Source organism: Caulobacter sp. BK020, assembly GCF_004342605.1.
In the GTDB taxonomy this organism is placed as follows: domain Bacteria; phylum Pseudomonadota; class Alphaproteobacteria; order Caulobacterales; family Caulobacteraceae; genus Caulobacter.
Genome location: NZ_SLZL01000007.1, coordinates 128,380 through 141,263, shown reverse-complemented (window position 1 = coordinate 141,263; position 12,884 = coordinate 128,380). Strand labels below are relative to the sequence as shown.

Sequence of the window (12,884 nt, the reverse complement as noted above, 5' to 3'; positions counted from 1 at the left end):
CCCGCGCCGCCGAGTCGCGAAAAATGTCCAGGAAACAAAGCCTTCCGGCTCCGCTTGTCTCGACTCGCCGCTGAGCGGATCCAAGGGACAGGGGGTCTCGACGGGAGGATTCGATGCTTGCCAGTCCTTCGGCGCCGACGCTGCACGAGCACGGGCGGGCGCTGTGCGTTCGACGGCGGTTGCGGTGGCTGACGGCGGTCCTGGCGGTGGCCAACCTCGCGCTGTGGTCCGTGGTGTTCGGGCTGTCGGGCGCAACCTAGGCGCCGCTTCACGGGTTCTCTATCCGACGCCTCCGGGCGAAAATTCGGGAGAGACTCCATGAACTTTGGCCATAAGAAAGAAGAAGACGGCCGCCACTTCACCCACGGCACCAGCGCCTCGACGGCCGACATGGCCAGCGAGGGCAAGGTGCGGCGCGAGGACAAGCATTTCGACGCGCCGCACGCCCGCGAGGCCAAGAAGCCCCTGGCCGAGGGCGAAAAGCACGATCAACTGGCCGAGAAGGTCGAGTGTTCCGAAAGCCGGCAGGAAGCCCTGCTCGACGAGGGGCTGGAGGAGAGCTTCCCGGGCAGCGACCCCGTCAGCGTCAAGCGCATCACCTGACGGAGAGGTCTTCAGGCCCGTCGCGGAAAGCGTCGGGCCGCCCGGCCGGCGAAGCTGGTCGAACCTTCGGGCTGCGGTTCGCCGGCCGGCGGCGGGAACGCGGCCCGGATCGCCGGGGCCAGGCGGCGTCCGCCACGCCGGCGGTCCTGGGCGGCGATGTCGGCGAAGCTGGCCCGACCGCGCTGGCGGGCCAGGGACCGCAGGCTCTCGATATGGCTGGCCAGGTAGACGACGGCCACGCCGGCGATGTCGGCCAGCAGGTCGCTGATCGAGGCGCTGCGGTCGGAAGTGAACATCTGGGCCACCTCGACACTGGCGCCCAGCAGAACGGCCGCCAGGGCCAGATCATTGCGGCGCATGCGCGGGAAGGCCAGGAACGAGACAGCGACCAGGCCGCCGAAGGCGATGGCATGGGCCGTCTTGTCGCTCAGGCCGAACACCTGCTCCAGACCCGGCCAGGGACCCAGCATCAGCACCGCGGCGGTCAGGGCGCCGGCGACCAGGACGGCGCGGGCGGTGGTCACGACATGGTTGGGCGTCAGCATCGGCTTCCTGGCTCGCAATGAGCCCAAAGCCTTAGGGCGCCTTGGCGTACAAGCCGTGAAGGAACAGGGTCAACGGAAGATGACCAGGCGCCGTGGGCGCTCGCCACAGGTCTCTTCGCAGTTCCCAAGCGGGTTCGACGGGGATGGAGCAGGCTGGATTCCCGCTCATGGCGAAAACAAGATCAACAATCTCAATGCCTTGTAGAAAAATCAGCGTCACCATCGCTGGCGCGCTCAGAACCACCCCCATAATGCTTGCACCTGAAGGCACGGGGAGGGCGCACGTACGGCGACCGATGCGGCCTTCGGGGGTGGACGAGCGGGAAGTGTTTGTCGGTGGTCTTTGGTGACAGCCTTTCGCGACGGTCCTGGGCAGGTTCTCCTTGGTCGGGACGAAGCCCAGGCGGCGAGGGATCGGCGGGCGCGGCAGGCCCGGGCTGAAATCGCCCGGGCGGTCCGGAGAGGTCGTCAACTCTCCGCCCGTCGGGGGCCTCCATCGGAGCGGGTTAAAAATCCGCGACCCGAAGGCTTCCGGATAACGGCTCCACGCGAAGCGCTCGAACTTCGTCGAAACGGTATAAAACATCAAAGCTACTCCGGGCGAGGCCCGGGCGCTTCGCACCCTTCCCATCAGCTCAGCGGGTTTCCGCGTGAGGCGGCCAAGTCGCGACCACGATTGGGGACAGGCGCATGCCGCCTGTCCCCGGCCGCGGCGCCGGCCATCGTCTACAGCATCGCCCGCCGCAAGGCGCCCCGCCATTCGGCCAAGGTGCGTTCGGGAACCTCTGTCCGGAGCGCCGCCGAGGCGGCGCTTCTGCGCGATCTTGATCAACCCGGCGTCTAGGGCGTTTCCCGTCGAAGTCGACGCGATGAAACGGCGACCTTGATCGCGCCGCCGTCCGCCGCCTATGCAGGTGTTTTCGGCGTGGTTGCATCATGAGTCCCTCCCGTCCCCCGATCCGGCCAGCGGCCGAGCGCAATATCGCCTCGTATGCGGTGGACCTGGCCGCGGCGCTGGGCGCCCGCGCGGCCTTCACCCTGACGGGCGGGATGGCGATGTACCTGAACCGGGCGGTCGCGACCCATCCCGGACTGACGGCCGTCTACAACCAGCACGAACAGGCCTGCGCCGGCGCCGCCGAAGGCTACGCCAAGGCGACCGACTATCGGGCCGCTGGCCTGGCGGTGGTCACGGCCGGGCCGGGGGTGACCAACACCATCACCAGCCTGTGCTCGGCCTATGGCGACAGCGCCCCGGTCATCGTGCTGGCCGGCCAGGTCAAGACCGCCGACATCGACAGCTTCGGCACGCGCACCCACGGCGCCCAGGAAGTCCGTTCCCGGGACCTGGTCAGCCCGTGCGTCAAGCGCTTCGTCCGCGTCACCGCGGAGGGGTTTCGCGATGAACTGGTCGAGACCTTGACCGAGGCCTTCACCGGTCGGCCAGGGCCGGTGTTCGTCGAACTGCCGCTCGACGTCCAGAACCTGGTGATCGACTACGCGCCGGACGACGTGCTGGCGGCGGTCCAAGCCGTGCGCGACCGGATCGAGGAGGCCGCCAACCGGTCCGACGCCGCCTCGCTGACGCAAGCCCTGACCTGGCTGCTGGGCGGCCGGCGGCCTCTGGTCTATGTCGGCAACGGCTGCCGCGTGGCCGGGGTCGGCCAGGCGGTGCGCGCCTTCCTGGAGACGCACGGCGTCCCGGCGGTGTTCTCATGGCTGTCGGCGGACCAGTTGCCGGCGGACCATCCGCTGAACTTCGGCGCGCCGGGCGGCCTGGCGCCGCTGTCGGCCAACCAGATCCTCTATCAGGCCGACCGCGTGCTGTTCCTGGGGGCGCGGCTGGACCTCGGCACCACGGCTTTCCAGCGTCACGACTTCGGGGCCCAGGCCGAGCGGCTGGTGGTCGACGTCGACGCCGGGGAACTGGCCAAGTTCGAGGGGCTGCCGGACACTCGCGTGCTGCAGGCCGACCTTTCCGCCCTTCCAGCCGCCGTCCAGGCCGCCCAGGCGGCGTCCAGCGCCATGGCCGCCGACTGGCGCGCCTGGTGCGAGGCCCGCCGCGCCGAATACCTGGCTGACGAGCGCCAGCGCCTGACCGTCGACAGCCTGAACGTCTTCGGTGTCGCCCGGCGCCTGTCGGTCTGGTCGGCGGGCAAGGTGTTCGTGCCCACCGGATCGGGCTCGGCGATCGAAGCCTTCATCCGCTTCTTCGCCCCGGGCGAGGACAGCCGCTGCTTCTTCGGCGCCTCGCTGGGGGCCATGGGCCTGGGCCTGCCGCAAGCAATCGGCGCGGCCTTCGCCACCGACCGGCGGGTGATCTGCGTCGAGGCCGACGGCGGGCTGATGCTCAACATCCAGGAACTGGCGACGCTCAGCCACTATGCGCCCAAGGGCTTCGTGCTCTTCGTCCTGAACAACGACGGCTACACATCGATCCACGCCTCGCAGAGCCGCCACTTTGGCGCGGTGGGCGGGGCGGGGCGCGAGTCCGGCGTGTTCATCCCCGACTATGGCCAGGTCGCCCCGGCCTTCGGCCTGCGCTACGCCCGTGTCGAGAGCCTGGCCGCCTTGGACGCCCTCTTGCCGACCCTCGACGCCGAAGCCCCACCGATCTTCGTGGACCTGATCATCGATCGCGCCGAGTCCCGGGGTCCGACGGTCAAGACGGTGATCTCGCCCGACGGCAAGCTGTCCTCGACGCCGCTGTCCGACATCCAATGGTAGACCCCGCGCTGGCCCGGCTGTTCTCGCTGGAGGGCAAGGTCGCCCTGGTGACCGGCGCGTCGCGGGGCATCGGCGCGGCCTTGGCCGACGGCCTGGCCGGAGCCGGCGCCAGCGTCGTCGGCGTGGCTCGCTCGCCGGCCCCGCGCGAGCCCTTTCGCCATCCGGTCCGCTATGTCGCCGCCGATGTGGCCGCGGGGCTGGATGCGCTGGTCGCCGAGATCGTCGCCGAGCACGGTCGCATCGATGTGCTGGTCAACGCCGCGGGAGTCAGCGTTTCAGCCGCGCCGGATCAGGCGCTGGCCGCGTTCGACGCGACGCTGGACGTCAATCTCCGCGCCGCCTACGCGGCCTGCCTGGCGGTTGCGCCGCACATGGCGGCCCAAGGGGAAGCGGGGGGCGGATCCATCGTCAACGTCACCAGCATCAACAGCCTGGTCGGCTTTCCCGGCAACCCCGGCTATGTCGCGGCCAAGGGCGGCCTGCGGCTGCTGACCAAGGCCCTGGCGGTCGACCTGGGGCCGCGGGGCGTCCGGGTCAACGCCTTGGCTCCGGGCTACATCCACACCGGCATGACCGCCGCCAGCTTCGCCGATCCCGAACGCCACGCCGCCCGCGCCCGCCATACCTGCCTGGGCCGCTGGGGCGAGGTCGAGGATCTGGTCGGGGCGACGATCTTCCTGGCCTCGGACGCGTCGCGGTACATGACCGGCCAGGACCTGGTGATCGATGGCGGCTGGACCGCCAAGGGGCTGACATGAGCGACCTGGCTCGCCGCATCGGCTTCATGCAGGGCCGGCTGTCGCCGCAGATCGACGGCAAGATCCAGGCCTTCCCCTGGCCCTACTGGCGGGACGAGTTCCCGCTGGCCCGGGACCTGGGCTTCGCACGGCTGGAGTGGACGCTGGACCACGACGACCTGGCCGCCAATCCGCTGATGACCTCCGAAGGCCGGGCCCAGATCGTCGCCCTGTCCGCCACCCACGATGTCGCGGTCTCGTCGATTACCGGCGACTGCTTCATGCAGGCGCCGTTCTGGAAGGCGGCGGGCGCGGCTCGAACGGCCCTGGTCGACGAGATGGCGCGCGTGATCCAGGCCGGCGCGGCGGTCGGCGCCTCGATCTTGGTCGTGCCGCTGGTCGACAACGGCTCGGTGGCGACACCGGGCGAGGAAGCGGCTCTGGCCGAGGGGCTGGCCCAACTGACCCCGTTGCTGCGTGAGTTGGGCGTGCGGATCGCCTTCGAATGCGACTATCCGCCGGTCCGGTTGGCGCGGTTCATCGCGGCCTTTCCCGCCGACGCGTTCGGGATCAACTTCGACATCGGCAACAGCGCCAGCCTGGGGTGGGCGCCGGCCGAGGAAATCCCGCTGATCGCGCCGCGCCTGATCAATGTCCACGTCAAGGACCGGGTTCTGGGCGGCACGACCGTGGCCCTGGGCCAGGGCGACGCCGACCTGCCGACGGTTTTCAGCCTGCTGGATGAGGTCGGCTACGACGGCTTTCTTATCCTGCAGACCGCGCGAGCGGTCGACGGGGACCACCTGGGCGCAGCGCGGACCTATCGCGACCTCGTCCTGAACCTGGCGGGCCGGTCATGAACCTGGAGCTGGAAGGCAAGGTCGCCCTGGTCGGCGGCGCAAGTCGCGGCATCGGCCTGGCCATCGCCAAGACGCTGGCGGCCGAGGGATGCACGGTGGTCCTGTCGGCACGGGAACAGGAGGGCCTCGATGCGGCCGTGGCCGAGGTGGGGAGCGCAGCCTGGGGCCACGCCGCCGATCTCTCCGACCCGGACGATTGCGAGCGTCTGGTCGCCGCCGTCGAAACCCGGTTCGGCCGTTTGGACGTCCTGGTCGCCAACGCCGGCTCCGGCGCCTCGGTGGCGCCCGGTCGGGAGACGCCGGAGGAATGGCGACGTGTCATCGCGCTGAACCTGTTCACGGCCACCAATCTGATCGGCGCGGCGAAGCCCCTTCTGGCGCGGGAGGGCGGTGGGGCGATCGTCTGCGTCTCGTCGATCTGCGGTCGCGAGGCGCTGGGCGCCCCGGTGACCTATTCCGCCGCCAAGGCCGCGCTGGACGCCGCGATCAACGGCCTGTCGCGCCCGTTCGCCGCCGAGGGGATTCGTATCAACGGCGTCGCGCCCGGCAACATCCTGTTTCCAGGCGGGACCTGGGATCGCAAGTTGGCCGAAAGCCCCGAAACGGTCGCCGCCATGCTGGTCCGCGACGTGCCGCAGGGTGTCCTGGGCCGTCCGGAGGACGTGGCCGACGCCGTGACCTTCCTGGCCTCGTCACGCGCCGCCTTCGTCACGGGCGCCGTGCTGGTGATCGACGGCGGCCAGACGCGGACCTGAGGAGCCCTTTGATGACGCAACCCGTCGGCCTCGCCGCCTTCGACCTGACCGGCAAGACCGCCCTGGTCACCGGCGCCGGCGGGCTGCTGGGTCGGGAGCATGTCGCCGCTCTCGCCGAAATCGGCGCCACGGTGATCCTGACCGACCTCGACTTGGCTGCGGCCCAGGCCGCCGTCGCGTCGATAGAGGAGGGGTGTCGCGACCGCGTTGTGGCCGCCGCCCTCGATGTCACATCCGAGGACTCGATCCGCGCTGTTCTCAAGGCGCACGGTCCGATCGACGTGCTGGTCAACAACGCCGCCGTCGACCCGAAGGTCACCGCCGCCGGCGGGCCGGAACTGAGCCGCCTGGAGCACTTCCCGCTGGAAAGCTGGGACTTCCAGATCGCCGTCGGCCTGACGGGCGCCTTTCTTTGCGCCCGGGTGCTGGGGGCTGAGATGGCGCGGCGGGGCGGCGGGGTGATCCTCAACATCGCCTCGGACCTGTCGGTGATCGCGCCGGACCAGCGCCTCTATCGCCAGGACGGCGTCGCGGAGGGCGACCAGCCGGTCAAGCCGGTGACCTATTCGGTGGTCAAGGCCGGGCTGGTGGGCCTGACCCGCTACCTGGCCGGCTACTGGGCCGGGCAGGGGGTGCGGGTCAACGCCCTGTCGCCGGGCGGCGTGTTCAACGACCATCCCGACGACTTCGTCGGGCGGCTGAGCCAGCTGATCCCGATGGGGCGGATGGCCGGGGTCTCGGAATACCGGTCGGCCGTGCAGTTCCTGTGCTCGCCCGCCTCCAGCTACATGACCGGCCAGAACATCCTGATCGACGGCGGGCGGACCATACTGTGACGACCTCGAGGAGCGCTTCAACCATGCCTGTTTCCGACCCCGCCTTGTCCTTCGCCCAGTTCGGCGAGGTCCTCCAGGCGGGCCAGGCCGCGTTGCGGGCGAAGGCGCCGCGCATGGCCGGGTTGGAAGGAGCGCGCGAGGTGCTGGTCTACACCTACGGCACGCGCGGCAAGGACCTGGCGCTGCAGCTGAGGGCGGCGGGGATCGGCTGCGTGATCTACGACAACGGCGCCGCCGCGAGAGCTGGCGCCGAGGCCGATGGGTTCGAGGTCACGCGCGATCTTGGCCTGGACCTGCCCTTGATCGTCGCCGCCGGCCAGAACCAGATCGAGATTCTTAGCGAACTGACGCGGGAGGCCTGTTCGCTGGCCGAGGGGCTCTACGCCCTGGACCTGCGCAACTCGTACGGCCCGGCGCGGGCGTTCAGCGACGGCGTCGCCGACGCCGCCGAAGCTCTTTTCGCCGTCTATCGCGACCTGGACCCAGGCTGCCGCCAGCCGTTCCTGGAGGTGCTGCAATATCGGGCTTCACTGGACGTCCGACATCTCGCTCACCGCCGACCCGTGGGCGAGATGTGGCGCCCGCCCGTCGCGGACCTGAGGATCGAGTCCTTCTGCGACATCGGCGCCTATGACGGTGATAGCCTGGCGGCCGCCAAGGCGGTGTTTCCCGAGCTGGCGCGCAGTCTCACCATCGAACCCAGCGAAGCCATGGCGCCAGTCATCGCCGCGACGGCCGACCGGCTCGGGGTGCGCAATCGCAACTTCGTCGGGGCGGCCTGGAGCCATCCGACGCGGCTGGACGCCCGCCTCATCTTCAATGGGATGCTGGTGATCGAGGAAAACACCGCCGGCGACATCCGGACCGATACGCTGGACGCCTTGGCGGGCGACGAGACCTACGACTACGTCAAGATGGACGTCGAGGGTTCCGAGGCGGCGGTGATCGCGGGCGGCGCCGAGACGCTGCGCCGAGCCCGTTGCATCGCGGCGGCTTCTTATCATCTGCCAGATGATCTGGTCGCCGTGCCGGCCCAGCTGCGTCGCGCGGTCGAGGACGAGACGGGGGAAACCTGGCGCCTGGCCTTCGGTCACTATTCGCAGGTGTTCGACGACTCGATCTTTTATCTTCACCGCGCTGAACCGGCGGCTTAGGCGCCTGGTCGGCGCTACGAGCGGGTTGACCTCATAAACATCCCCGAGGTCTCGAGCGCGGCGTTTTGGGCCAAGTTCAGCGCCGCCTGGGCGTTCTTCACATTGCGCTCCAGGGTGACGAGACGCTGGTTGTAGGCCCAGAGTTCGGCGAACTGGGCCATGCGGTCGGGCCTGCAATGCGGCAGAACGGACTCCAGCGCCCGTTGGTGGCCGACGTTCAGATATTTGCCGGCCGACATGCCGCGCAGGATGTTTTCGAAGATGGTGTCGATGAAGGTCACGTCAGGCGGATCGTAGCTCGTGACCTGGCGATGCCCGGAGGCCCGCTCGAACAGGTCTTTGGGGGCGCCCACTTTTTCACAGATCTCGATCAGCAGGCGCGGGAAGGTCGCGCCGTAGTCGAAGAAGTTGCCGGCGTTGTAGTCGAGCATCGGCGAGTTCTCGACCCGGTGAACCAAGTGATTGGCCGCACTGTAGTAGCTCGGGGCGAAAGCGTGCTTTTCGAGATAGGCGGCCACGTGCGGGTGGCGGCTGTCGGTGCGAAGATACGGTTCGGGATCGAGTTTGCGCGCGGCTTCGGTGCTTTCGATCTGGGCGCTGATGAAGGCCAGCTGGTTCATGCCGAAGGCGCAGAAGAGATCGATGAAGCTGTCGAACCGCCTGTCCGGCACGGAGTTCAACGACGTGTAGAGCGCCTCCGTCAGCCCGGCGTTGGCTGCGCGCTTGTTGAGGGTCAGAAAGTTGGGCCTCTCGCGCTCAAGGATCGAGATGACGCTCGCCACGCCGCCGTCCAGCAGCACGTCGTCGGACCCGAACACCCACGTATAGCGACCGCGGGCTCGCCAAGGGGCCGCGAAGAAGTTGAAGAAACCGCCCTCGTCCCGGGCGTTGAGCATGTAGCCCAGGCGCGGATAGTGCTCGGCTAGGGCCCGGATTACCTCGACGGTCTCGGCGCCCGAACCGTTGTCGCTGATCAACAGTTCGACCTTGTCCTCAAGCCCGCCCTGCAGCTGGTCGGCGATGGTCTGCACGGTCAGCTGCAGCTCGGCGGGGCGATGGTAGCTTGGGATGACGATGCTGAGCACCGGCTCCTGGGAGATCGGCCGGATCAGGCTGTCGGCGAGGGGGCATTCGAGTTTGGACATGGAAGCTCTCGCGAGGGTCAGGCTGTACGGCAGAAGTCGTGGATGACGTCGAGCATGTAGGCGATGTGGTCAGCGCCAAGGCCAGGATAGACCCCGATCCAGAACGTCCGCTCCATGATCGTGTCAGCCACGGTCAGCTCGCCGGCGATCCGGAAATTGCGGCCGGCCATATAGGGTTGGCGCACCAGGTTACCGCCGAACAGCAGGCGCGTGCCGATGCGGGCGTCCTCAAGGCGGCGGGTCAATTCGTTGCGGGTGAAGGCCGTTTCGGGTCTGACGGTGATCGGAAAGCCGAACCAGGCAGGGTCGCTGTTCGGCGTCGCCTCCGGCAGCACCAGGAATTCCTGCAGGTCGGCCAGGCCCGCCTTCAGGGCGGCGAAATTGCGCCTGCGCGCGGCGATGAAGCCGTCCAGATGGTCCAGCTGCGCCAGGCCCACCGAGGCCTGCATGTCGGTCATCTTCAGGTTATAGCCGAGGTGGCCGTAGGTGTACTTGTGATCGTAGCCCCGCGGCAGGTCGCCCATCTTCCAGCCGAACCGCTTGCCGCAGGTGTTGTCCTGACCCGGCGCGCAAAAGCAGTCCCGGCCCCAGTCGCGGAACGATTCCGCCAACCGGCGCAGGAACTCGTCGTTGGTGAACACCGCCCCGCCTTCGCCGGTGGTGATGTGGTGGGCGGGATAGAAGCTGAGGGTGGCGATGTCGCCGAACGTGCCCACCTGCCGACCGTCATAGGTCGAGCCTAGGGCGTCGCAGCAGTCCTCGACCAGCCACAGGCCGTGATCGTCGCAGAGCTTGCGAATGGCGGCCAGATCGAACGGGTTGCCCAGGGTGTGGGCGGCCATGATCGCCTTGGTCTTGGGGCCGATCGCGGCGGCGACCTTGTCGGGGTCGAAATTGTAGGTGGTCGGCAACATGTCGACGAACACCGGGACCAGGCCCGCGCCGAGCATCGGGTTCACCGTGGTCGGAAAGCCGGTGGCGGCGGTGATCACCTCGTCGCCGGGCTTGAGCTGGCGCGCCTTCAGCTTCGGCGAGGTCAGTGCCGACAACGCCACCAGATTGGCCGACGAACCGGAGTTGACCGTCATGGCGAACCGGGCGCCCAGGCGCTGGACCAGCCCGGCCTCGAACGCGTCGTTGAAGCGGCCGGTCGTCAGCCAGAAGTCCAGGGCCGAGTCGACCAGGCTGCGCATGTCCGAGGCGTCGTAAATCCGGCCCGACACAGGAACGGGCGATGCGCCCGGTTCGAACGCCTTCGGCGCATGGGCCAGCGCGTGGTACTCCTCGACCAGGGCGAGAATCCTGCCGCGCAGCGCCGCGGTCTCCTCCGAAGGTTCCTGAAACGAGATGACGCGCTCCCCGATGCGCCCGCAAACGGCGGTCTTGCTGCTCCGCCCGGGCGGAGACGATGATTATCGCCGATTCGGTCCAGCGTCGGCGCGTCAAACTGCCATGGGCGTCTGGCGGGAATCCCTGTCGGCTTTGGAGACGTCATGACCATCAGGCTCGACGAGGATTTCTGGCGCGGGCGGCGGGTGCTGCTGACCGGGCATACCGGCTTCAAGGGCGGCTGGATGAGCCTGTGGCTGGAGCGGCTGGGGGCGACCGTGCGCGGCCTGGCGCTGCTCCCTGACAGTCAGCCAAGCCTGTTCGAGGCGGCGCGCGTCGCGGAGGGGCTGGACAGCGTGATCGCCGACGTGCGCGATCCCGACGCGATGGACGCCGCCGTACTGGATTTCGCGCCGTCGGTGGTGATCCATATGGCCGCCCAGCCTCTGGTGCGCCGGGCCTATGCCGCGCCGCAGGAGACCTTCGCCACCAATCTGATGGGCACGGTCAACGTGCTGGACGCCGTGCGTCGCCAGCCACGTCCGGCCACGACCCTGATCGTCACCACCGACAAGGTCTATGAGAACCTGGAGCATGGCCAAGCCTACCGGGAGAGCGACCGCCTGGGCGGCCGAGACCCTTACAGCGCCAGCAAGGCCTGCGCGGAACTGGCTGTAAGGGCCTATTTCGCCTCTTTCCTGGAAGGGGTCGGCGCAGCCGTGGGAGTCGCGCGGGCCGGAAACGTGATCGGGGGCGGCGACTGGTCGCGCGACCGGCTTCTGCCCGACGTGCTGTCGGCCTTCGCGCGAGGCGAGGCGGCGGTGCTGCGCAATCCCGCGGCCGTGCGCCCGTGGCAGCACGTGCTGGAGCCGTTGCAAGGCTATCTCCTGGCCGTGCAGGCCCTGGCCGCCTTGCCCGAGGGCGGGCTGCGGGCCTGGAACTTCGGTCCTGACGCGAATGGAGCCCGGTCGGTCGGCGAGGTGGCTCGGATCGCGGCGGACGCGTGGGGCGGGGAGGCGCGGCTTGTCGAGCGGAGCGACCCTTCCGCCCCCCACGAGGCGGGCCTGCTGACCTTGAATTCCGACCTCGCCAAGGCCGAATTGGGTTGGAGGCCGCGCTTGGATCTTGAGCAATCCGTCGCCCTGACCATCGACTGGTGGCGCGAGGCCCAGGCTGGCCGCGACCTGCGCGCGACGACGCAGGCGCAGATCGATCGCTACGCCTCGTCCAGCGCGCCCGTCGCCGCCAGGTAAGCGACCGTGTCGGCCACCGTCCGCGCCAGCGGGGTCGGGTGCTCGCCGCGCCGGAAGAGGGCGTTCTGATAGCGTCGGCCGTCACCGACATACCAGTCGCCAGGGCCGTCGCCGGGTTCTGGGCGATCGATCGGCGGATCGCTCGGACCGAGGGCCTGGCCGACCGCCATGGCCAGCGCGCCCAACTCGACCACTTCGGCGCCGCCGATGTCGAACGGGTCAGCCGACTGTGTCTCGTCCACCGCCATGTCGAGAATCACCCGCGCCATTTCCGCGACGTGGACGAAGCTCCTGAACACTGGATCGGCGGCGCCGATCGTGATCCGGCCGCGCCGTGCGAGGGCCAGGATAAAGGCGCCCAGGGCGTAGGCTTCGGTGTGGTTGATGAAGGGGCCGCCGAGGTTGAACACGCGTGGGATCAGCACGGGCTTGCCGGTTCGGCGGGCCCATTCGGCGATGACGGTCTCGTGATCGCGTTTCATGGCCGTATAGGCCACGCGGTCAAGCGAGCCGACATCGGGCCGCCCGACGGCGCCCGACGAGAATGCGACCAGTCGTCGCGTTTTGGTCGTATCAGCCAGGGCCAGAACCCGGTCCAGCAGGGCGTCGTTGCGACGTCGCATTTCCTGTAGATCGCCGCCTTCGACCCGGTCGCCGCCAATGATGGCGGCGTGGAGGATCAGCCACTCGCCGTTTCCCAGGCGCGCCGAGGCGTCCAGCGGCTCGATCCGGGGCCGGTGATCGCCAAGTTCCAGGGTGCGGTGGGAAGAGCCGAGCAACCGCAAGCGATCTGGCGGAAGGTCCGGGCAGATCGTCAGAACATGGTCGGCCAGCGCCATTCCGACCCAGCCCGACGCTCCGACGATCGCCACGCAACTGGAGGGGTGCGCTAACCATGCGGCGAACTTGCACCTAGGCATTATCGCCGACTCCATTCTAG

Annotated in this window: 13 protein-coding genes; 9 read left to right on the top strand and 4 right to left on the bottom strand. The window is 68.9% G+C overall.

The window, feature by feature from the left end; genetic code table 11:
- Positions 1 to 113: 113 nt before the first annotated feature.
- Positions 114 to 260 (top strand): hypothetical protein, encoded by a 147-nt coding sequence (locus tag EV278_RS23980; protein ID WP_165916601.1) that lies wholly within the window; start codon positions 114 to 116, stop codon positions 258 to 260.
- Positions 261 to 318: 58 nt separating this feature from the next.
- Positions 319 to 603: a hypothetical protein gene (locus EV278_RS10655; protein WP_132090542.1), complete on the top strand. Its 285-nt coding sequence runs from the start codon at positions 319 to 321 to the stop codon at positions 601 to 603.
- An 11-nt stretch (positions 604 to 614) separates the two neighbouring features.
- Here the strand turns inward: EV278_RS10655 and EV278_RS10650 are convergent, their stop codons facing one another.
- Positions 615 to 1,148 carry a VanZ family protein gene (locus EV278_RS10650; protein WP_132090540.1) on the bottom strand — a complete coding sequence of 178 codons (534 nt, stop codon included), beginning with the start codon at positions 1,146 to 1,148 and terminating at the stop codon, positions 615 to 617.
- A 936-nt stretch (positions 1,149 to 2,084) separates the two neighbouring features.
- Here EV278_RS10650 and EV278_RS10645 point away from each other — a divergent pair.
- From EV278_RS10645 to EV278_RS10620, 6 genes are read left to right on the top strand one after another with little or no spacing between them, the layout of a single operon-like run.
- Entirely contained in the window at positions 2,085 to 3,875 is a 1,791-nt protein-coding gene (locus EV278_RS10645; RefSeq protein ID WP_132090537.1) for a thiamine pyrophosphate-binding protein, read from the top strand.
- Positions 3,869 to 4,633: an SDR family oxidoreductase gene (locus EV278_RS10640; protein WP_132090534.1), complete on the top strand. Its 765-nt coding sequence runs from the start codon at positions 3,869 to 3,871 to the stop codon at positions 4,631 to 4,633. Before EV278_RS10645 ends, EV278_RS10640 begins: the two co-directional genes overlap by 7 nt.
- Positions 4,630 to 5,472 carry a sugar phosphate isomerase/epimerase family protein gene (locus EV278_RS10635; protein WP_132090531.1) on the top strand — a complete coding sequence of 281 codons (843 nt, stop codon included), beginning with the start codon at positions 4,630 to 4,632 and terminating at the stop codon, positions 5,470 to 5,472. The genes EV278_RS10640 and EV278_RS10635 overlap by 4 nt, the downstream gene beginning before the upstream one ends.
- Complete coding sequence (locus EV278_RS10630; RefSeq protein ID WP_132090528.1) at positions 5,469 to 6,227, top strand: SDR family NAD(P)-dependent oxidoreductase; 759 nt, start codon at positions 5,469 to 5,471, stop codon at positions 6,225 to 6,227. Before EV278_RS10635 ends, EV278_RS10630 begins: the two co-directional genes overlap by 4 nt.
- An 11-nt stretch (positions 6,228 to 6,238) precedes the next feature.
- On the top strand, positions 6,239 to 7,063 hold the full coding sequence (locus EV278_RS10625; protein WP_132090525.1) for an SDR family oxidoreductase: 825 nt from the start codon (positions 6,239 to 6,241) through the stop codon (positions 7,061 to 7,063).
- Positions 7,064 to 7,086: 23 nt separating this feature from the next.
- Positions 7,087 to 8,217, top strand: a complete 1,131-nt coding sequence (locus tag EV278_RS10620; RefSeq protein ID WP_132090522.1) for an FkbM family methyltransferase — start codon at positions 7,087 to 7,089, stop codon at positions 8,215 to 8,217.
- A 14-nt stretch (positions 8,218 to 8,231) separates the two neighbouring features.
- Here EV278_RS10620 and EV278_RS10615 read toward each other — a convergent pair whose 3' ends face one another.
- Positions 8,232 to 9,362 (bottom strand): glycosyltransferase, encoded by a 1,131-nt coding sequence (locus EV278_RS10615; protein ID WP_132090519.1) that lies wholly within the window; start codon positions 9,360 to 9,362, stop codon positions 8,232 to 8,234.
- Between the two features lie 17 nt (positions 9,363 to 9,379).
- Positions 9,380 to 10,654, bottom strand: coding sequence for a lipopolysaccharide biosynthesis protein RfbH (gene rfbH / locus EV278_RS10610; RefSeq protein WP_243692164.1), 1,275 nt, complete (start codon positions 10,652 to 10,654; stop codon positions 9,380 to 9,382).
- 201 nt (positions 10,655 to 10,855) lie between these two features.
- On the opposite strand from rfbH, the gene rfbG reads away from it, so the two are divergent.
- The gene (gene rfbG / locus EV278_RS10605; RefSeq protein ID WP_132090513.1) at positions 10,856 to 11,944 is read left to right on the top strand and encodes a CDP-glucose 4,6-dehydratase; all 1,089 of its coding nucleotides are present in this window, start codon (positions 10,856 to 10,858) and stop codon (positions 11,942 to 11,944) included.
- Here rfbG and EV278_RS10600 read toward each other — a convergent pair.
- Complete coding sequence (locus EV278_RS10600) at positions 11,908 to 12,864, bottom strand: NAD(P)-dependent oxidoreductase (RefSeq protein WP_279389374.1); 957 nt, start codon at positions 12,862 to 12,864, stop codon at positions 11,908 to 11,910. The genes rfbG and EV278_RS10600 overlap by 37 nt on opposite strands.
- Between the last annotated feature and the right edge of the window lie 20 nt (positions 12,865 to 12,884).

Excerpts from the sequence above, each read along its gene's own strand:
- EV278_RS23980 (WP_165916601.1), top strand. The coding sequence starts at position 114 with ATGCTTGCCAGTCCTTCGGCGCCGACGCTGCACGAGCACGGGCGGGCG.
- EV278_RS10655 (WP_132090542.1), top strand. The coding sequence starts at position 319 with ATGAACTTTGGCCATAAGAAAGAAGAAGACGGCCGCCACTTCACCCAC.
- EV278_RS10650 (WP_132090540.1), bottom strand. The coding sequence starts at position 1,148 with ATGCTGACGCCCAACCATGTCGTGACCACCGCCCGCGCCGTCCTGGTC.
- EV278_RS10645 (WP_132090537.1), top strand. The coding sequence starts at position 2,085 with ATGAGTCCCTCCCGTCCCCCGATCCGGCCAGCGGCCGAGCGCAATATC.
- EV278_RS10640 (WP_132090534.1), top strand. The coding sequence starts at position 3,869 with ATGGTAGACCCCGCGCTGGCCCGGCTGTTCTCGCTGGAGGGCAAGGTC.
- EV278_RS10635 (WP_132090531.1), top strand. The coding sequence starts at position 4,630 with ATGAGCGACCTGGCTCGCCGCATCGGCTTCATGCAGGGCCGGCTGTCG.
- EV278_RS10630 (WP_132090528.1), top strand. The coding sequence starts at position 5,469 with ATGAACCTGGAGCTGGAAGGCAAGGTCGCCCTGGTCGGCGGCGCAAGT.
- EV278_RS10625 (WP_132090525.1), top strand. The coding sequence starts at position 6,239 with ATGACGCAACCCGTCGGCCTCGCCGCCTTCGACCTGACCGGCAAGACC.
- EV278_RS10620 (WP_132090522.1), top strand. The coding sequence starts at position 7,087 with ATGCCTGTTTCCGACCCCGCCTTGTCCTTCGCCCAGTTCGGCGAGGTC.
- EV278_RS10615 (WP_132090519.1), bottom strand. The coding sequence starts at position 9,362 with ATGTCCAAACTCGAATGCCCCCTCGCCGACAGCCTGATCCGGCCGATC.
- rfbG (WP_132090513.1), top strand. The coding sequence starts at position 10,856 with ATGACCATCAGGCTCGACGAGGATTTCTGGCGCGGGCGGCGGGTGCTG.
- EV278_RS10600 (WP_279389374.1), bottom strand. The coding sequence starts at position 12,864 with ATGCCTAGGTGCAAGTTCGCCGCATGGTTAGCGCACCCCTCCAGTTGC.